This is a genomic window from Devosia sp., from assembly GCF_035944845.1.
In the GTDB taxonomy this organism is placed as follows: domain Bacteria; phylum Pseudomonadota; class Alphaproteobacteria; order Rhizobiales; family Devosiaceae; genus Devosia_A.
In genome coordinates, this window is sequence record NZ_DASZAW010000020.1 from 1 (window position 1) to 19,396 (window position 19,396).

Annotated in this window: 14 protein-coding genes; 8 read left to right on the forward strand and 6 right to left on the reverse strand. The window is 63.0% G+C overall.

Annotated features, from left to right (window positions below; translation table 11 throughout):
- The 5 genes from VGV07_RS03245 to VGV07_RS03265 form a co-directional block, all read right to left on the reverse strand.
- Window positions 1-1,893: BapA/Bap/LapF family prefix-like domain-containing protein (locus tag VGV07_RS03245; protein ID WP_326867253.1), on the reverse strand; the 1,893-nt coding region annotated here is incomplete at its 3' end.
- A 1,269-nt stretch (window positions 1,894-3,162) separates the two neighbouring features.
- Entirely contained in the window at window positions 3,163-5,793 is a 2,631-nt protein-coding gene (locus tag VGV07_RS03250; RefSeq protein WP_326867254.1) for an autotransporter outer membrane beta-barrel domain-containing protein, read from the reverse strand.
- 142 nt (window positions 5,794-5,935) lie between these two features.
- Complete coding sequence (locus VGV07_RS03255) at window positions 5,936-7,537, reverse strand: EAL domain-containing protein (RefSeq protein ID WP_326867255.1); 1,602 nt, start codon at window positions 7,535-7,537, stop codon at window positions 5,936-5,938.
- A 128-nt stretch (window positions 7,538-7,665) separates the two neighbouring features.
- Window positions 7,666-8,310, reverse strand: a complete 645-nt coding sequence (locus VGV07_RS03260; protein ID WP_326867256.1) for a response regulator transcription factor — start codon at window positions 8,308-8,310, stop codon at window positions 7,666-7,668.
- Window positions 8,311-8,388: 78 nt separating this feature from the next.
- Window positions 8,389-9,450: a LacI family DNA-binding transcriptional regulator gene (locus VGV07_RS03265; protein ID WP_326867257.1), complete on the reverse strand. Its 1,062-nt coding sequence runs from the start codon at window positions 9,448-9,450 to the stop codon at window positions 8,389-8,391.
- Window positions 9,451-9,608: 158 nt separating this feature from the next.
- Between VGV07_RS03265 and VGV07_RS03270 the strand changes: the two genes are divergently transcribed.
- The 8 genes from VGV07_RS03270 (at window position 9,609) to VGV07_RS03305 (ending at window position 16,926) form a co-directional block, all read left to right on the forward strand.
- Window positions 9,609-10,349, forward strand: a complete 741-nt coding sequence (locus VGV07_RS03270; RefSeq protein ID WP_326867258.1) for a FadR/GntR family transcriptional regulator — start codon at window positions 9,609-9,611, stop codon at window positions 10,347-10,349.
- A gap of 20 nt (window positions 10,350-10,369) precedes the next feature.
- On the forward strand, window positions 10,370-11,572 hold the full coding sequence (locus VGV07_RS03275) for a mandelate racemase/muconate lactonizing enzyme family protein (RefSeq protein WP_326867259.1): 1,203 nt from the start codon (window positions 10,370-10,372) through the stop codon (window positions 11,570-11,572).
- Window positions 11,573-11,597: 25 nt separating this feature from the next.
- Entirely contained in the window at window positions 11,598-12,572 is a 975-nt protein-coding gene (locus tag VGV07_RS03280; RefSeq protein WP_326867260.1) for a sugar ABC transporter substrate-binding protein, read from the forward strand.
- A gap of 73 nt (window positions 12,573-12,645) precedes the next feature.
- Window positions 12,646-13,623 carry an ABC transporter permease gene (locus VGV07_RS03285; RefSeq protein ID WP_326867261.1) on the forward strand — a complete coding sequence of 326 codons (978 nt, stop codon included), beginning with the start codon at window positions 12,646-12,648 and terminating at the stop codon, window positions 13,621-13,623.
- Window positions 13,624-13,625: 2 nt separating this feature from the next.
- Entirely contained in the window at window positions 13,626-14,357 is a 732-nt protein-coding gene (locus tag VGV07_RS03290; RefSeq protein WP_326867262.1) for an ATP-binding cassette domain-containing protein, read from the forward strand.
- A gap of 10 nt (window positions 14,358-14,367) precedes the next feature.
- A complete protein-coding gene (locus VGV07_RS03295; RefSeq protein WP_326867263.1) occupies window positions 14,368-15,123 on the forward strand; it encodes an SDR family oxidoreductase in 756 nt (251 codons plus the stop codon).
- Window positions 15,124-15,126: 3 nt separating this feature from the next.
- Complete coding sequence (locus VGV07_RS03300; RefSeq protein WP_326867264.1) at window positions 15,127-15,987, forward strand: aldose 1-epimerase; 861 nt, start codon at window positions 15,127-15,129, stop codon at window positions 15,985-15,987.
- Between the two features lie 45 nt (window positions 15,988-16,032).
- Window positions 16,033-16,926 (forward strand): SMP-30/gluconolactonase/LRE family protein, encoded by an 894-nt coding sequence (locus VGV07_RS03305; RefSeq protein WP_326867265.1) that lies wholly within the window; start codon window positions 16,033-16,035, stop codon window positions 16,924-16,926.
- A gap of 1,323 nt (window positions 16,927-18,249) precedes the next feature.
- On the opposite strand, the gene VGV07_RS03310 is transcribed toward VGV07_RS03305, so the two are convergent.
- The gene (locus VGV07_RS03310; RefSeq protein WP_326867280.1) at window positions 18,250-19,359 is read right to left on the reverse strand and encodes an alpha-hydroxy acid oxidase; all 1,110 of its coding nucleotides are present in this window, start codon (window positions 19,357-19,359) and stop codon (window positions 18,250-18,252) included.
- Window positions 19,360-19,396 lie beyond the last annotated feature (37 nt).

Genomic DNA, 19,396 nt, shown 5'->3' on the forward strand with positions numbered 1-19,396 from the left:
GATGGTGTAGGGGCGGGTGTCGGTGACAGGTGCGCTGTCATTGCCGGCGGCATCGGTGAAGACTGCCGTGGCCGTCGCCGAGTTGGTGCCAGCGACGATGCTGCCGGGCACATCTGCCGTCCAGGTGCCGTCGCCATTGTCTGATGCCGGATAATCCACGCTGCCGACACTGATGGTCACGGTGGTGCTGACGGCGTCGGCGGGGATGCCGGTGAGCGTCACGGTGATCGGAATGTCGCCCGAGGCTTCGGCGGCGTTGACCACATCGTCCGTCGCAATCGGCAAGATGACCGCCGTGGCGCCGGCGCTTGATGGGCCGGTGGTGTCGATGGTGACGACGCCGAGCAGGCCTTCGTCGCTGGTGTTGCCGGCGGCGTCCGTCTGGCGGACCTGCACGTCATCGGCGTCGTAGGTGCCGGGGGCCAGCTCGAAGCTGGTGCCGGTGCCAGGATCCCACGTGGTTCCGCCGTCGGTGGAATACTCCCAGGTGGCGCCGGGTTCGATGCCACCGACATCGACAGTGCCATCGCTAGTGATACCGTCACTGCCGAGCGTGCCGGTGTCGTTCTCGAGCGAAAGAGTAGGCGCGGCGGGTGCGCTTGCGTCGATCGTCACCGGGCCGAGCAGGCCTTCGTCGCTGGTGTTGCCGGCGGTGTCGGTCTGGCGGACCTGCACATCATCGGCGTCGTAGGTGCCGGGGACCAGCTCGAAGCTGGTGCCGGTGCCGGTGGTCCAGCTGACGCCGCCGTTGGTGGAGTATTCCCACGTCGCGCTGGGCTCGAGGCCCGAGACCTCGACCGTACCATCGCTGCTGATGCCATCGCTGGGAGTACCGGTGTCGTTCTCAAGCGTGGCGGTCGGGGCCGCGGGAATGCCGGTGTCGATGACGAGCGGCCCGAGCAGACCGGGGGCGCCGGTGTTGCCGGCAGCGTCGGTCTGGCGGACCTGGACGTCCCCGGCGTCATACTCGCCGGTCGGCAGCTCGAAGCTCGTGCCGGTGCCGGGGATCCAGTTGGCGCCGCCATCGGTTGAGTATTCCCAAGACGCGTCGGGCTCGAGGCCGCTGACGACGATGGTGCCGTCGGTGGTGATGCCGTCACCCTGCGTGCCGGTGTCGTTCTCCAGCATTTCCACCGGGGCGGCGGGCGGGCTGGTGTCGACGATCACCGGGCCGAGCAGGCCGGGGGCGCTCGTGTTGCCGGCTTCGTCGGTCTGACGGACCTGCACGTCGTCAGCATCATACTCGCCGGGCGGCAACTCGAAGCTGGTGCCGGTACCGGGGTGCCAGGTCTGGCCGCCGTCGGTCGAATATTCCCAACTCGCGCCCTGCTCTAGGCCGTTAACATTGACCGTCGCGTCGCTGGTGCGGCCGTCGCCCTGTTCCCCGGTATCGTCGGCGAGTGCGGCGGTGGGTGCGGAGGGCGGCTCGGTGTCGTCCTCGCCGGGCGGATTGGGGGGATCGTCATTTGCCAGCGCGACGGCGCCGGCGAGGCCAAGCCCGCCAAGGCCGAGCAGTATCGGCAACAGGCCATTATCGTCGTCCTCATCGTGTAGGAGCGACTCGATATCGCTGATCTGCAGGAAATTCAGCGAATGGCCCCCGGACGACTGGTCCCAGTACCACAGACTTCCGTCCGGTCCCTGCAGGACCAATTCGCTGCCGGGGCCGTGGGGTGGGTCGGCGTAGAAACCGGCGATGGTGATGGTCTCGCCCGAGACTAGATGAATGACGAGATCCTGGCCGCTGCGCTCCAGGTGGTCGATGTCGGCACGCTGGATGGTCAGGACGACTATGCCGGGCGCGTCGAGAGCGATCTGGCTGGCAGGCACCTGATGTCGCGCGCCGGTGGAGCGATCGATGATCTCGGCAGTGACGGGAAGCAAACTATCCATTCACGCCACTCCTAAACAAGTGACCGGACGCCCAAGCGAAAATAACGGCAATAACAAACAGGAAAACAAATCACCGATCATGATCTACCACCGCGAAAGTGCGCACGTCGGAACGAATCCGATTTCGGATTTAATTGTCGAAGATCGACAACAGTTCGGCCACGAGTAGGCGAGATGACCCAGTGATCTTACGTGCATATGCCGGAACGACCTTGCCGGTTTGCTCGAGGTGATTAGTTTTCGTCACGTGTAGTTCCATGCGTTGTGTGAGGCTTTAGAGGTCGTTACCCCGGGGAGGCTGAGATCCAGCCAGACCTCCTAGATTCAGGCTGGCCGTGAGATTCGACCCCATTGAAGCATTGGCATTGCCGGCCCGCTGTCCCTTGCCGAGAGTGACGTTGAGAACATTGCCATCCGCGCCGTCGACATCGACGAGTCCGCCACGACCGCCGTGTCATCACCCGCAACGATCTCGCGTAAGGCATCGCCGACATCGTCGATCCCCTCGCCCACCAGTCCTCCCGCCGTCGCTCCGAAACTCAGGACAGCAACAACTGCTAATACACTTACCACCGCAGACAATTTGTATCGCATTGCCGTCATCTGCCAAAGAGCCGAGGGTGCGTCTCTGTGTGTGATGCTGCTTTTCTATTTGGTCACAGTCAAACCCATATCGTTCAGCGCTATGCCCGAGCCACACGCGCGGTAACACTTAGTGTGTGCGTCTAAGTGCGTTCACCAAGTGATCGACCAGCTCTTGCATGAGGCCCCTGGTAACTCAGCTCGAGTACCTGTTTTCGACCTCAGCGGCTGTCGAACGCGCGGCTGGCCCCCTCGGCGCGTAGATTGAGAGGGCGCCCCATTGGGCGCCCCTCCCTGCAACTGTTCGATTCCGAACGGTGCATTGAGTGGGCGGAAGGGAATGATATTTCTGCAGCAAGGGCGTGAGTACAAACCTTGGCTAGGCGCATCCACCACGACACCTTCTGGAGGGACTGCGCGCTTTTTTGTCGTCATTTGATCGTGTCGATCGTGATCGGCTGGGTGTCGGTGGGCGCCATCTTGGAGGCCCTGTCAGCCTGACTTCGTTGCACGCCGCCAGGCATCTAACAGCCGGCGTTCATCCTAGCGTGACCCCAGCGGGGGTCGGGAGGCGCCAAATTCCGGGCTGGATCAGTTCTCCGCTGGGAGGCAGCCCCTCACGCGAGACGCCAGACGTTTGTCGTCGCGAGGGTGAAGCTGTTGCCGCCTTCGGCGGATGTTGATGGTTCAAAACCGCCCCGTGAAGCCGAGCGTACCCTTCAGCGCGTAGCTGCCCTCGAGGCTGGACGAGCCGATGAGTTCGCCATGCAGCGCCTGCGCGCCATCAGCCCATTCCAGCGCGCCACCAACACCGAGCTCGGCGCCGAACTTCTGGCCCGAATAGTTGAGGTCGGTACCGGAAACGACAACGGTCGCACCGTCGAGGAACTCGTAGGTGACATTCGCGATGCCGTAGAGCTTGCTGCTGCTCGCCCGCCCGTCCTCGTAAACGCCCGCGGTGGCATAATCGATCGCCACGCCGAACCGGCCGACCAGACTGTCGCCTTTCCCGAGAGAGATCTCGGAGCCGAAATAGTCGGTGAAGTGCTCGAAATCGACCGAGGCGTAGCTGAGCTGCGCCTGCGGGGTCAGCGACCAGCTGTCGTCGAGGTCGAACTTGTGACCCGTCTCGAGACTCACCGCAAGACCGTCGCCCGCATTGTCCTCGACCAGCGTGTAGCCGACCGCTTCGAGGTCGCTGGCGAAGCTCGCGAGCTGGCCCTGCAGGTCGAGATAGGTCCCCTCCGCGCCGCGCCAGGTAAGTGATGCGCCGAACCCGAGGCTTTCGGTGAGGTTCGAACCGTCGCCGAAGCTCGAGGCAACATCGGCCGTGTGGCGGCTGTACTGCGCCGTAAGACCGGCGGTAAGCGAACCCTCGCTCGACTGCTGCAATGTGCCTTCAAGCCCGATCTGGGTGAGGAAGTAGCTGCCGTCATAGCTGGCGCCGGTGCTCGAACCAGAAGCTTCGTAGTGGCCGGCGCCACCTTCGATGCGGGTCCAGATGCCCTCAGCGGCGTCAGTCCGATCGCCGACGCGCTGCCGCAAGGTCGGCAGGTCGATCATCCCGAGCAGCGCCACCGGGTAGTTCTCGAAGGTCGGAGTGGTCGGAGCGAGCTCGCCCGAGTTGCGCAGGTACCAGTCGAGGTTGTCCTGGACCAACTGATAGGAATAGGCGCCACCGATCGCTGGACCGTCGAGCACGAAGGCGCCCGCATCGGAAGTGCCGCCTGCGACGTCGATGATCTTGGTACCGTTCGTGGCCGGCCCGCCGAGCCCGCCGACATTGATCACCTGCACCAGCGTTGGCGCCAGCCCGAGCAGCGAGTTGCCGTTGATCAGCAACAGGTCGGCGGGAAAGCCATCGCCGCCCAGTTCGGCCTCGATCTCGAGCGTACCGCCATTGCTGGTGAAGTCGCCGTTGACCGTCAGTATGCCGATCGCGTTGTTACCGGGTCCGATAATACCGCCGGGGTTGAGCGTCGTGCTGCCCACCGAGCCAGTGCCGTTCAACCTGCCGCCAGCGTTCACGATGGTGTCGCTGGCGATCGACGCCAAGTCAGCGACCGTGAGTGTACCGCCGTTGACGGTGGTAAGGCCGCTATAAGTGTTGATGCCGAAGACGGTGGTGATGCCGCCGGTGGTTGTCAGCCCAATAGTTCCCCCCACGCCATCGATGATGCCGCCTGTGGACATGACACCGTTCAGCGAATTGAGTGCGCCGTTACGAATGGTACCGCCGGCAAGGACGACATCGTCGATTGCCTGCGCGAAGCCGCCCAGATCGAGCGTCCCATCCGTGTTCACGGTCGTCGCGCTGAACTGGCTGAACGCGTTGTCCGCGCCGCCCATGAGCGTGCCGCCGTCGACAATGGTCGGACCCGTGTAGGTATTGGTGCCGGGGCCCGACAGGGCAGACAGCACCAATGTGCCCGCGCCGGTCTTGGTCAGACCAAGCGCGCCGGTGCCGCTTGCCAGGTCGAGCGGGTCAGTATCCTGGATAATTCCGAAGAAATTGGAATCGCCCAGCACCGAGCTGTCGACCGTCAGCACGGCCGCATCGGCCCCGCCGTTCTGGATCGTCCCCAGCCCGTTGATCTTTCCGACCGTCGTGTCGAAGCCGTTCATCTGCAGCAGGCCGATCGGTACCCCATAGCCGAAGTAGTCGAACTCGATGGCGACTCCGTTGGTCAGGGCACCTTCGGCCAGCACCTGCACGCTGGGGTGGTTCTCGATAACTGTAACTATTTGCCCTGCGTCAGGATCGCCCACCGTGCTGTACGGGGCACCATTGAAATAGATCGTGCCGCCGCTGACGGCCCCGGGCGCCCAGGCGTTCAACTGACTGCTGTCGTTCAGGACTACACTGCCACCGCTAACGGCTGCTGCCACCGTGGCGTTGAGTTCGCTTTCCCGGATGCTTGTCACGGCCCCCGGGATTCCTGTCACGGTCCCGTCGACGTCGAGCTCGTAGAGCCGGAAGAACCACAACTGCGGGAAAGTTGTGAACGGGTCGCCGTCCGCAACGGCGTCTGCAATGCCGGCATTTAGCGTGCTGCCCGTGAAGTCGTGGTACCCAACGGTAAACGGACCATCGGGCGGGACATCTACGACCTGGTCATAGAACTGTGCCGCAGCTGGCTGTACTGCCGACGCGATCAGCGCTGCCGCAAGGACAGCCGCCGTGAGGGGAAGCTGCGAAAGCTGCAACCACGGTTCAGTCGTGGCTAGCCGCGCATGGCCGGCCGCGATCCGCGTTTGCCCGCGCCGACCGACCGGATCGGAGCCGGTCTGGATACCCGCCGCAACCCCTGAGCGCACCATTGTTCTCCTAACCTCGCAAGCAAAAGGGCAGATCGAACTAGCGCACCGTTCCGATGCTAGGGCAGTCAGCGTTATCCGCCCGTTGCGGCCCAGTCTGCCGCGTGCAAACCCATAAGCGTAAACGCCTAGCGCATGCCCATCAGCCCGCTAGTCTGGCGAAACTCAATGGCATGACGGGCACCTGCGGGGCCTCGGCATAGGCGGCGAGCAGCTTGGAAGCTGACATGGGCCTGCCAAAAAGCCAGCCCTGCCCCAACAGCACGCCACGAACCACTAACTCAGCGCGTTGGCATTCGAGTTCGACACCCTCGGCGATCGTCGTCAGCCCCCGTTCTGCTGCAAGCTCAATGATGTGATCGACGGTGGCCGTCCCGATCGCACCATTTCCGAGGCCAGCGACGAAGACCTTATCGATCTTGAGGTAGTCGACGTCGAGCTTATCGAGGTAGGCTAGGTTCGAGTAGCCAATGCCGAAATCGTCGATGCCGATTTCAAATCCGTGTTCTCTAAGTAGACGGATTGCATCCGACACTTTTGTCGAGTCCACCTCCACGCGCTCGGTGATTTCGAGGTGCACGCGGTGAGGTGCCACGCCTCTTGCATTGCATTCCGCCACCATGAGCTTGACGAAGTCGGGGTCGTGAAGATCGATCGCGGTGATATTGACCGAAACGAAGAAATCCGGTGCCATGGCGACAAAGGCCCTGAGGTCGTTGGCGCAGCTAGTCATCACATGTCGCGTCAGCTGCCGCATCAGTCCATGTTTCTCAGCAATGGGCACGAAGACATCGGGCCCGATCCATTCTCCGCTCGGTCGCTGCCACCGCGCCAGGACTTCAGCGCCGACCCAGCTGCCGGTACGCATGTCGACGATCGGCTGGTAAACGGTGTGAACCTCGCCGCGAGCGAGGCCAATTCTCAGCAGCGACGGCAGCGATGCGCGGCTGGCCGCAAGCCTCCGAAACAGCGCGAGCAGACCCACACCCGAAAGAAGTCCCCCGGCCAGGAAGATGCCGATCAACCCTCGAAACTGTTCGCCTACCGCTGCCAAGGGAATGCCCGCATAGGCAAACTGGTCCCATCTGGTCGAGCGCTGCCAGCCGACCAGTTGATCGGCGAGAACAAGGCTGCCGCTGTACTGGTCGGCCGGCATCCCGATGCCCTTCCAGTCGAACGTGGTGGGTCCGGAGTGGACTATGTTCTCGCGTGTTGAGTAACCGACCGTTCCGCCCAGCAACTCGCCATCCTCGCCGCTAAGGCTGAAGATAAGCCCTGGATGGACAATTCCGGTATACCCCGTGCGAATGGTCACGAGCAGCAGCGGAGTGTTCGGTGCAGTTGGCAGCGTCCGCTGACTTCGGATGATCGCACCGGTCGCGCTCACGTAGTCGGGCGGCCCGACCTCGACAACACCCTCCTCACCCAGCGAAGAGCACTCCAGCCGATCGTTTTCGACGTAGCCAAGGCCTTGCAGCAAACTCGAGCTGAGGTCGGATTCCCGCATCAGCCCGATCGCCTCGGCGGAACATGCCTGACTTGACCCGATCCCAGCGAGGCGAGCGAACGCCGTTTCCAGCTGCATGGTGATGAGTTCACTGCGGTTGAGAACCACCTCAGCGATGACCTGAGCGCGGTTGCGCTGATCGTGAAAACTCACCTGATAGGCAAGCGCGGCCGAAACGATGACCGGAACCAGTACGGCGAGCACGTTTATTGGGGCTATAGGCCAGTTCTTGCGCACGCGGACGCTCCACATTGTGCCCAGCAGCATCGATACTGGACGTCTTAACCGCCTCGAAATCTGCTCATGAGTGGAAACTGATAGGGTCACTCCGCCCGCATCTGCGAGTGGACGGACTTCGTGTCCGACTAACCCTCAACTGCAAGCCGAACCAGTTCGGCGGTGTTTCGTGCGCCGGTCTTGCCCAGAAGGTGGCGGCGGTGCACTTCAACGGTTCGATAGGAAATGCCGACTTGAAGGCCGATTTCCTTGTTCGTGCGGCCCTCGACGATAAGCTGCAGGACTTCCCGCTCGCGTCTGGTCAGCGTTCCAAAGCCGGTCAAAACAGCGGTCACGAAGCCATCTTTTCCACTTACGGCAAGGTCGTTCCGCAGCAGCTGCTCGACGGCATGCACGATCTGTGTTGCGGCATAGGGCGGAGAGAACGCGTAGCATGCCCCCGCCTTGAGGACGTCTGAGATCAGTTCTGCTCGAGCATTCGCAGGAGCGAGGACGTACATCTTGATGCTGAGGTGCAGTGCACGGATTGCCATCAGAGCTGCCATGGCTGCGTCACCATCGCCATCCTCGCCGCTGCATAGCGGCACTATGACGAGGTCGGGCCGCCGAATCTGTGCCAGTCGCACGATGGCGTCCAGATCAGGGACCAGCGATATCTGAAATCCTCGCACAAGGAACTCATCGCAAAGGTCTTTGCCGCAGCGCGGATCGGGATGAGTTATGTAGATCAGTCGGTCCCGGTTTATTTTCGGGGAGAACACACCTTCAGTCACTTAAGTCTCCTGAAATTGACGGGCGGGCCGGCCCCGACATTGGGCGTCCGCGACAATACTTGGTTGGTGGTAAGGTGACTATTTTGGGCGAAGCTCCGCGCCGCAGGACGCCCGTATCTGCAGCGAAGTATCGCGCACGATGGTGCGCGCCGAAGTCGCCTTCCCCGCAATACGCTCGAGCAGCATCGTGGCTGCGCCAACACCGATCTCGACCGGCGACTGAGCCACAGTTGTGAGCGGTGGATTCAGCGAAATCGCCCAATCCACCTCGTCGAAGCCAACAATCGCTATTTCTTCGGGTATCGCCCGCCCCATCTCGTGGATGGCGTTGAGCGCTCCGATGGTCATGGCGTTGTTGGCCACGAAAATCGCCGATGGCGGTTGTTCGAGCCCCATCAACTCGCGCGCCAGCCGGTAGCCCGATTCCTGTCGGTAGTCGCCGAACCGCAGGAGTGATGGATCAAACGAGATCGCTGCATCCGAGATGGCCTGCATGTACCCGGAGTAGCGGTCCTGGGCACTGGTGAGGTGGATCGGCCCACTGATCATCGCGACTCGTTGGTTGCCCAACTCGATCAGGTGCCTGACAGCGTCCTGGGCGCCTTTCGCACTGTCTGTGTAGATCGTATCGACCGCGACGTTTCGCATCCGCCGGTCAACGACGACGACCGGGAGGCCCTGCTCCACGGCGCGCTCCACAGCGGGCACGTCTTCTCGCGTCGGCGCGATGATCAGCCCCTTTGCATTGTCTGAGAGAACGATGTCGATCAGCGCGGCCTCGCGCTTGGGATCCTGGTCGGCGTTGCCGATCGTAATGCTGATCCCTTCGACGGAAAGTACCTGCTCGATACCTTTGAGGACACTGATGTGAAACTGGTTCGAGAGGTCGGAGAACACGACGGCTACCCGCCCGCTGTCCTGGGTCCTGAGCTGCTGGGCAGCCCTGCTCGGGTGATAGTTCAGGTCGGCGATGGCAGCCAGGGTCCTGGCGACCAATTCTTCCCCCACACCGGGATGCTTGTTCAGCACCCTGGAGACTGTGGGCACCGACACACCGGCCCGCTTTGCAACATCGCGTATGGTAACCAAGATATCGATTTCCCGCCAGAACGTGTGTTCATCGAGAAAACGATATCTCACGCCTCTAGTGTCAACGCAAGGTGAATGGTTCGCGTCGCTCGATGCCGGACATCCATGCGAACTCCATGTCAACGACCTCGATCTCCTTTCATGGTTGACTCATAGGTGTACGCTATGCTCTCTGCCAGATAATTGCAAACCTATACGACAGGTTCAATATGGACAGACCGCCCTACCTGCGCCCGGTCGACGCCGCAGATGAACAGGAAACGCCCACGAGCCTTGTCTCCAAGGTCATTCACGGCATCCGCACGATGATCCGCTCAGAAGGGCTTCGGGTCGGCGATCCGTTGCCGAGCGAGGGCGCGATCGGCGAGCAGTTGGGTGTGTCCCGTGCCGTCGTGCGGGAGGCTTATCGTTCGATGTCGGCTCTCCGGCTGATCGACGTTGGCAACGGGCGTAGGGCGCGCGTTGCGGCGGTCGACGACGAAGTGCTTGCCCTGGTGATGGACCACGGTGTCCAGACCGACCAGGTGTCGATCCAGCAAATTCTCGACGTACGGCGCACGATCGAAATGCGCACTGTCGGCCTCGCCGCACTGCGGCGGACCGAGCGCGAGGCCCGCGAGATCGTTGCGTTGGCCGCAGCGATGCGGGCCGACTTCCTCGACACTGACAAGGTGATGGAGCACGACATCGCCTTTCACGAGACGATCGCCCGCGCCTCACGCAATCCGATGTTCGCGCTTCTCGTCGGCTCGTTCCATGTCGTGACGCGGCAGACCTGGCGCATCGGCTGGGCGGCGCGCGAGACCGACGCTGAGCGTTACGACAGCGTCGCGGGCCACGAAGCGATTGCCGCTGCCATCCAGGCGGGCAACCGCCCGGAGGCGGAGGCTCAAATGGCCGCCCACTTCGACAACACCGTCAAGGTCCTATTGGCCAGCGGCATCAACTGATCTTCCACGGACCATTCCCCATGAAAATCAAGAAGATCGAAACGATCCGCATCCGCGAGCACGCCAATATCTGCTGGGTGCAGGTGCACACGGACGAGGGGCTGGTCGGGCTGGGCGAGACGTTCTTCGGCGCCAAGGCGGTCGAGGCCTACATCCACGAGACCGCAGCGCCGATCCTGCTCGGGCAGGACCCGCTGGCGATCGATAAGCTGTCTAAGGCGCTGACCGGCTATGTCGGCTTTGCCTCCTCGGGTGTCGAGATGCGCGGCAATTCGGCGATCGACATCGCGCTCTGGGACCTGTTCGGCAAGGTGACCGGGCAGCCCATCGCGCAGCTGCTCGGCGGCTTCAGCCGCAATGAGATCCGCACCTACAACACCTGCGCAGGCACCGCCTACATGCAGGAGGGCGGCCAGACGGTCGCCAACTATGGGCTGGATAACGGCCGCAAGCAGTACGCTGACCTCGATGCCTTCCTCAATCGCGCCGATGACCTGGCCGAGGACCTGCTGAGCGAAGGCATCACGGCCATGAAGATCTGGCCGTTCGACGTCGCGGCCGAGAAGTCCGGCGGTCAGTACATCTCGGCAGAGGACCTCAAGACGGCGCTTTCGCCGTTCGAGAAGATCCGCAAGCGGGTCGGCGACAAGATCGACATCATGGTCGAGTTCCACTCGATGTGGCAACTGCTGCCGGCGATGCAGATCGCGCGCGCGCTCGCGCCCTACAACACGTTCTGGCACGAAGACCCGATCAAGATGGACTCGCTGGGCGATCTCAAGCGCTACAGCGAAGCCTCGGTAGCGCCGGTCTGCGCGTCGGAGACCCTGGCGACGCGCTGGCGCTTCCGCGACCTGCTCCAGACCGACGCCGCGGGAGTCGTGATGCTCGATCTTTCGTGGTGCGGGGGGCTGTCGGAAGGCAAGAAGATCGCCACCATGGCCGAGGCCTGGCACCTGCCGGTCGCGCCGCACGATTGCACCGGGCCAGTGGTGTTGGCCGCCTCCACCCACCTTTCGCTCAATGCGCCCAACGCCCTCGTCCAGGAGAGCGTCCGGGCCTTCTACCGGACCTGGTATCGCGACCTCGTCACTGCGCTGCCGGAAGTCAAGAACGGCATGATCAGCGTGCCGCCCGGCGCCGGCCTCGGCCTCGAACTCCATCCGAACCTCGATCGGGCCTTCACCATCACCCGCACCGTCTCCGACGCGGCGGGAAGCTGACAACCATCACAGGGAGAGAACTACAATGAAGAGACTTGCGACTGCACTTATCCTCGGCACTGCGCTGACCATTGGTCAGGTCAGCGCCGCCGAGGCGCTGAACATCGTGTTCACGCACCATTCGTCGGCTTCGAATACCTTCTGGCAGGCCGTCAAGAAGGGCTTCGACGACGCCTGCACCCGTGTCGAAGCGACGTGCTCGATGGTCTTCACGCAGACCGAAGGCTCGATCGAGCAGCAGGTGGCGAACATGCGTGCCGCGCTCGCCGCCAAGCCGGATGCGCTGCTCACTTCGATCGTCGACAACCAGGCCCTCGACGAGGTGATCCAGGAGGCCCGCGATGCGGGCGTCCTCGTTCTCGCCGTCAACGTCGACGACCTCGAAGGCGCGGCAGGCAATGCCCGCCAGGCCTTCATCGGTCAGGGCTTCCGGCCGGCCGGCCATTCGCTGGCAAAGGCGCTATCCGAGCAGTTCCCGGCAGAAGGTCCGATCAAGGTGCTGGTCGGTATCTCGGCCCCCGGCCAGAACTGGTCGGAAAGCCGTGGCGGCGGCGTCATGGACTTCCTCGAGGAATACAAGGCGGCGCATCCCGATCGTGAGATCAGCTGGGAGCGGATCGATAGCGGCACGGACCTCGCGGTTACCGCCGATCGCGTCGGAGCCTACCTTAGCGCCCACCCTGATACGACTGCCTATTTCGACACCGGCTTCTGGCATGCGGGCGTGGCGCGCGTGCTGCAGGACCGCGGCATCGAGCCGGGCAAGGTGCTGCTCGCGGGCTTCGACCTCGTGCCCGAAGCGCTGCAGCAGATGCAGAAGGGCTACGTCCAGGCCCTCGTCGACCAGCAGCCCTACATGCAGGGCTTTATTCCGGTGATGCAGGCCTACCTGAACAAGACCATTGGGCTTGCTCCGGCTGATGTAGACACCGGGCAGGGGATCGTGCTGCCGACCGATGCGGACGCCATCATGGCGCTCTCGGCCAAGGGGCTTCGCTAACCACCTGCGAGCCAACCAAACCGGGAGCGGCCGTCACGGCCGCTCCCTTCGCGCTGGAATGATGGAGAATCCCGTGAAGCGCCTGTTCAAGACCTACCTTGAAAAACCCGAACTCGCGGGCCTCATCCTACTCGTCGCGCTGATCGTGTTGTTCCAGTTCCGCTCCAACGGGGTGTTCCTGAGCTACGACAACGTCCGCGGCATGCTCGGAATTCTGCCGGAGATGGGGCTGGTCGCCATCGGGGTCACCATTCTGATGATCGCGGGCGAGTTTGACCTGTCCGTCGGTTCAGTTTTCGCGCTCATGCCCATGTCAATGGCTGTCCTGATGGTGCACGGCGCGCCGTTCCCGGTCGCGATGCTGGCCGGCCTCGCGCTTTGCGCGGTGATCGGGTTTATCAATGGCTACGTGACGATCCGGTTCGAGATCCCGAGCTTCATAGCCACGCTGGGCATGCTGTTCATCGCCCGGTCGCTGACCATCGTCATTTCCGGCGGCTTTCCGCCGCTGCTGCCCGACGACCTGCCGACCAGCCTGTTCACGGCGTTTGTCGGTCCCGGCAATATGTTCAGGATGTCGCTGTTCTGGTTCGTCGGTATCGCCATCCTGCTGACGCTGATGCTGTCGGCCACCAACTTCGGCAACTGGATCAAGGCGACCGGTGGGTTCCATCCGGCGGCAGCCGCGATGGGCATCCCCACCGCGCGGGTGAAGATGGTCTGCTTCATGCTCTGCTCCATGCTGGCGGGATTTGCCGGGATGATCCAGGTGATGCGGCTGGGGTCACCCTTGCCCTCGATCGGCGAGGGCATGGAGTTGCAGGCCGTCGCTGCCGCGGTGATCGGTGGAACCGCGCTTGCCGGTGGCATCGGCACTATTGTCGGCGGGATCATCGGGGCGGCGCTTATCCGCGTCATCGACAACGGTCTGGTGCTGAGCCAGGTCGACGCGAACTGGTTCAAGTTCGCCATCGGCTTCCTGACCATCTTCGCCGTCATCGCCAATGCCTGGATGCGCAAGCGCGCCCGGTCCATCAAGGTCGGGGTCTGACCATGAGCGACGCCATCATCTCCGTTCGCAACCTGCACAAATGGTATTCGGGCGTGCACGCCCTCAAGGGCGTGAACCTCGACTTCCGCCGCAACGAGGCCGTCGGCCTCGTGGGCGACAACGGCGCCGGCAAGTCGACGCTGATCAACATCCTCTCGGGCGTCTACCTCGCCGATGAAGGCGAAATTTTAGTCGACGGTCGTCGTGCCCGCATCGGGCGGCCGCGCGATGCGATGAACCTCGGGATCGAGACCATCTACCAGTACAACTCGATGGTCCCGACGATGTCGATCGCCCGCAACCTGTTCATCGGACGCGAGCCGACCCGCTTCTCGCTGTTCGGCATGGGCATTCTCGACCAGCGCCGCATGCGCGAGGACAGCATCAAGGCGATCGCCGATGTCGACTTGCATCTGCGTTCACCCGACGCGCTGGTCGGCGAGCTATCCGGCGGGCAGCGCCAGGGCGTCGCCATCGCCCGCGCGATGCACTTCAAGTCCAAGGTGATGATCCTCGACGAGCCGACCAATCACCTCTCGGTCAAGGAGACCAATAAGGTGATCGGCTTCGTGCGCGGGCTCAAGGCGCAGGGCGTCACCGGCGTGTTCATCAGCCACAACATGCACCACGTGTTCGAGTGCTGCGACCGCGTGGTGGCCATGGCGCGCGGCGAGATCGTGCTGGACAAGCCGATCGGTCAGACGTCGATCGACGAAGTCCACTCCGTTCTGTAGGGGGCCGAAGGTGAGATCGCTCGCAGGCAAAATCGTGCTGCTCACGGGAGGCCTCGGCTCACTCGGTCGCGCACAGGCGACGAAGCTCGCCGCTGAAGGAGCGCACGTGCTGCTGCTCGACCGGCCAGAGGCCGAACGCGCGTCGGAAATCACAGCCGGACTTGCTGCGGAAGCGGGCGGTCGGATCAGCTATGTCGGCTGTGATCTCAATCAGCTCGAGAGTGCCGAGCAATGTGCCGCGGCGCTGGCCACCGAGTACGGCGGCATCGATGTCCTGATCAACAACGCCGCGCTGATCATCAACCGACCCTTCGAGGAGTTCTCGCTCGCTGAGTATGAGGATCAGATCCGGGTCAACTCATCCGCCGCCTTCGCTCTCGCTCGTGCCTGCGCGCCGCAGATGAAGGCGAAGCGCTATGGCAAGATCGTCAACTTTTGCTCGATCACGCTGAACGGCCGCTGGGACGGCTATGTGCCCTATGTCGCCTCGAAGGGCGCAATGCTGGGGCTGACGAAATCGTTGGCGCGCGAACTGGGGCCGCACGGCATCTGCGTCAACGCCATCTCGCCCGGAGCCGTCGTTTCCGAAGCCGAAGAGCGGGTGTTCGGCGACCGGCTGAAGCAGTACCAGGACTGGGTCCTCGAGAACCAGAGCCTCAAACGGAGGATTGAACCACAGCATGTCGCCGGCCTGGTGTTCTTCCTGGTCTCGCCGGCCTCCGACATGATCAGCGGCCAGAACATCGCCATCGATGGAGGATGGTGACAGGTGACGGCCGAAATGGTCGAACTCAGTTCCGACACCCTTCGGTTCGCTGCGACAACTGAAGGCGGGGGCATCGACCGGCTGGAAGCAGTCCAGCACGACGGGCGGCTCGTTCCGGTGCTGATGCCTGCTACGGGTGCGCTAAAAGGCGGCTGCCAGCTGCTCGTGCCGTGGTCGAACCGGCTTTCCGGTGGCGGCTTCGACTACGAGGGACAGTTTCACGCTGTTGCGCCCAACGTCGCGGGCGAACGCTATCCGCTGCATGGCGATGGCTTTCAACGAAGCTGGAGGGTCTCCCGCAAGGAGGCCACGGAGCTCGAACTGGAACTCGAGGACGGCGCCATCGGTCCGTACCGGTACACAGCCCACGTGACCTACGGCATCGGTGATGGCTTCCTGTTCGCCTCACTAACGGTGGTCAACCAGGCGGCTATGGCCTTGCCGTTCGGACTTGGCTTCCACCCTTGGTTCCCGCGGACCCCGACGACGCTGTTGCGTGCATCTGCGACGCAGGTCGAGCTTCAGGACGAGCAGTACCTGCCGACGGAAGTGGTTGGCGTCGGCGAGCGCCATGGTTTCGATTTCCGGAGAGGGTCGCACCTGCCGGGCGGTTGGGTGAATAACGCGTTCCTGGGGTGGGATGGGACGGCCGAACTCGCGATCGGATACGAGGAGCCGAAGATCAGCCTCACCGCCTCGACCTCGCTGAACACCTTCATCCTCTACTCGCCGTCTACCGAGGCCGACTTCTTCTGCTTCGAGCCGGTGACACACGCCGTCGATGCCCATCAGCGCGGCGGCCTGACCCGGCTGGAGCCGGGCGAGGCCATGTCGGCGTCGATGGTGCTGCGTGTGAGTTGGTAAGCCGATGCGATGGTGTGCTTGATGCAGAACGAGGGAGAGCAGATTTTGGAATCGCAAGTGACCTGTGTTGCGCCGGTAGGGGACCGCTGTGGCGAGGGCGTGGTCTGGGCGCAGTCGGAGCAAGCAGTCTACTGGGTCGACGTGCTGCGCTACCTCGTCCATCGGCTGGATTGCGCCAGCAGCTCGGTGCGCTCCTGGCACTTCGACGAACCGGTGGTGGCGCTGTCGCTGACCAGTGACGCGAGCCGCATGCTCGTCGCACTCGGCTCGAGGCTCATCTACTGGTGGCCCTCAACCGATCGGCGGCAGGACCATGGGTTCAAGCTCGACGGCTACCCGCGCGTGCGCCTGAACGAGGGCCGCTCCGACCCGCTCGGCAATTTTTGGCTCGGCACGATGAAGAACAACGTGCTGCCAAACGCCGAACTGGGCGAAGCGGGGAAGGGCGAAGGCGTCCTGCTACGGATCGCTCCTGACGGCACGTCGACCCAATGGCGGGGTAACCTCGGAATCTCCAACACGCTCTGCTGGAGTCCGGATGGCACCAGCCTCTATTTCGGCGATACGCTGGAGAACGAGCTCTACGCCTTCGACTACAACGGCGCGGATGGGTCGATCGGCAACGAGCGAAGCTATTTCGCGGGCTTCGAACGCGGCGCTCCCGACGGCTCAGCGATCGACAGCGAAGGTTACGTCTGGAACTGCCGCTTCGGCGGCGCTTGCATCGTCAGGGTCAGCCCACAGGGAACCATCGATCGCGTCATAGAGATGCCAGTCCAGAACGTCACCACCTGCACTTTCGGCGGCGAAGACCTGAAAACGCTCTTCATAGCGACCGCTTCAATAGTATCGCCCCCCGGCAACCGCCTCGCGGGCAGCCTGTTCTCACTACGCGTCGACATACCCGGGCTGGAGGAGAACAGGTGCCGCATCGGCTAGTTGTACGTTCAAGTAGAAGCCAGTATTGGCAAAATGTCCGCTTCTTCGTGCGTTGAAATGTCCGCGGAGGAGCAAGCTCGAGCAGGGCCTCGCGCTGCTTGGGCGGGTCGGGCGTTAACTTGACGAGGCGGCCAGCGCCCCAACAGCGCTTATGGCCCTAAGTGGTACAAGGTAATCCGGGCGAAAGTGATTTCGACCTCGCACCACCTTGAATAGGCTGAAATGGCCGAATCGCCGTTGCGTCCACACTTCGCGGTTCGGTGAAAACGGGCTTCGAGTGGTGGCACTCGACGCCCGTTCCCTACGTCTGACCTTATTATGGTGGCACTCCTAAGCACTCTCGACGAGAGAGCGACTGGCCGGCTGCCGAACCTGACGCGGCGGCGGATCCTACCAGATGTATTCTTGAGGAAGTGAGAGTGGCAGACGATCAACCCCGATCCGGCGTTCGAAAATGTGATGGCGATAAGCCAGCCTCTGGCGCGATGGGTCATGCGTGTCACAGGCTGCAATTCCCTGGCGCGAGGTTGCTCCGATCATTGCGATTGCGTCTTCCACAGGGTCCGGCGCTCGTATCCTCGTGCGACCGCGGGGATTGCGCCGCCGGCTTTTCACGCACGCTAACCCTGGCTGGTGCCGCCGACGATCGAAGCTTAGGCGGCGGGCGCGCCTCCCGACGATCAATGGTTCCGAAATGCCATCATTGGCAAGCCACTCACTGAACGTAACGTTCGCGGAACGGCCTCTATTGTACGTTCGCATTGTAGATTGAAGGAGTTTGTGTGCTTCACAGACTTGATCCACCGCCGCGCCTGAGGTTTCGGCCGACAGCCAAAGGCTGGACGCTGCTTGGCGTTATTGCGTTTTCTGCGCTTGCATGGGCGGGAATCATTCTGGCGCTTCAGGCGGCCTTCTAGCTCTCACGGGACCGGCATGTTTCGCTACCTACGCCTACCCGACGTCTGACCCGATCCCATTCCCTCCGGCCGACCGAGAACCGGCGCCGGGGACGCTGCTGGACTAGCCGCAAGCCACCTCGACGCTCCGCGAAATCACGTACGACCGGGAAACCATTCCCTAACCGGCGCCGATCTAGGCTTCTGCGGGGCGGCGAATGGTACTGCGTGGCCGCCCACACTGCCCGCGCCTTGTTGTACCGGCGCATCCTCGTATGAGCGGGCGGATCTCGATCCGTTGTACCCGGCCCCGAGCGGGCGTCACGAACTCCCGCACCATCGCTGCTTTTCCACAGGCCCCGCCAAGTTATGGCGCGACAGGATGCTGCAGGCATCCAGCATGGGCGCCGGACGGCATAGCCGAAACTCACTTTGTCTCCAGATTGTGCGGCCCAATTTCGGAGATGTGCCGTTCGCCGCAAAGCGCCATCGTCGTGTCTAGCTCGTTGACGATGATGTCGAGCGCAAGACCGACGCCGGCCTTGCCGATCGCGCCAAGCCCGTAGAGGAACGGGCGGCCGATGTAGGTACCGCGAGCACCGAGAGCGATAGCGCGAAATACATCCTGACCAGACCGGATACCTCCGTCCATGTGCACCTCGACGCGATCGCCAACCGCCTCGACGATCGAGGGCAGCTTGCTGATGGTCGACGCTGCACCATCGAGCTGCCGGCCGCCATGATTGGAGACGATGATGGCGTCCGCCCCGGTCGAGGCGGCGATGCGGGCGTCGTCGGCGTCCATTATGCCCTTGAGGATCAGCTTGCCGGGCCAGCGGTGGCGGATCCAGGCCAAGTCTTCCCAGTTGAACTCGAGGTCGAACTGGTCGGCGACCCAGGCCGACATCGACGTCAGGTCGTCGGCGCCCTTCGCATGTCCCACGAGGTTGCCGAGCCGATGACGCCGTGTGGCGAGCATCTGGGCACACCAGAGCGGACGCATTGCCAGTTGCAGGACACTCGAGAGACCCAGCCGCGGCGGCGTCGACAGGCCGTTACGCAAATCCTTGTGCCGCTGACCGACCACCTGCAGATCGAGCGTCACCATCAAGGCTGAGCACTTCGCCTGCATCGCGCGCTGGATCAGGGCGTCGACGAAGCCCCGGTCGCGCATGACATAAAGCTGGAACCAGAACGGCTTCGTGCAATGCGCGGCGACGTCCTCGATCGAGCAGACGCTCATCGTCGACAGGGTGAATGGCACGCCGAATTCCTCCGCGGCTTGCGCCGCCAGGATTTCGCCATCCGCATGCTGCATTCCGGCGATGCCAGTGGGTGCCAAAGCCACCGGCATTGCCACAGGCTGGCTCACCATGGTCGAATGCAGCGAGCGGTCGCTGAGCTTTCGTCCGACGCGCTGCCTGAGCTTGATGGCGGCCAGATCGGCCTCGTTAGCGCGGTAGGTCGCCTCGGTATAGGCTCCGGAATCCACGTAATCGAAGAACATCCGCGGCACGCGTCGCCGCGCCAGCTCCATCAGGTCTGCGATCTCCAGGACCTGCCGCGACACGGCG

Bases quoted from the DNA above. Each gene is read 5' to 3' on its own strand.
- VGV07_RS03270 (WP_326867258.1), top strand. From the start codon at position 9,609: ATGGACAGACCGCCCTACCTGCGCCCGGTCGACGCCGCAGATGAACAG.
- VGV07_RS03275 (WP_326867259.1), top strand. From the start codon at position 10,370: ATGAAAATCAAGAAGATCGAAACGATCCGCATCCGCGAGCACGCCAAT.
- VGV07_RS03280 (WP_326867260.1), top strand. From the start codon at position 11,598: ATGAAGAGACTTGCGACTGCACTTATCCTCGGCACTGCGCTGACCATT.
- VGV07_RS03290 (WP_326867262.1), top strand. From the start codon at position 13,626: ATGAGCGACGCCATCATCTCCGTTCGCAACCTGCACAAATGGTATTCG.
- VGV07_RS03310 (WP_326867280.1), bottom strand. From the start codon at position 19,359: ATGGAGCTGGCGCGGCGACGCGTGCCGCGGATGTTCTTCGATTACGTG.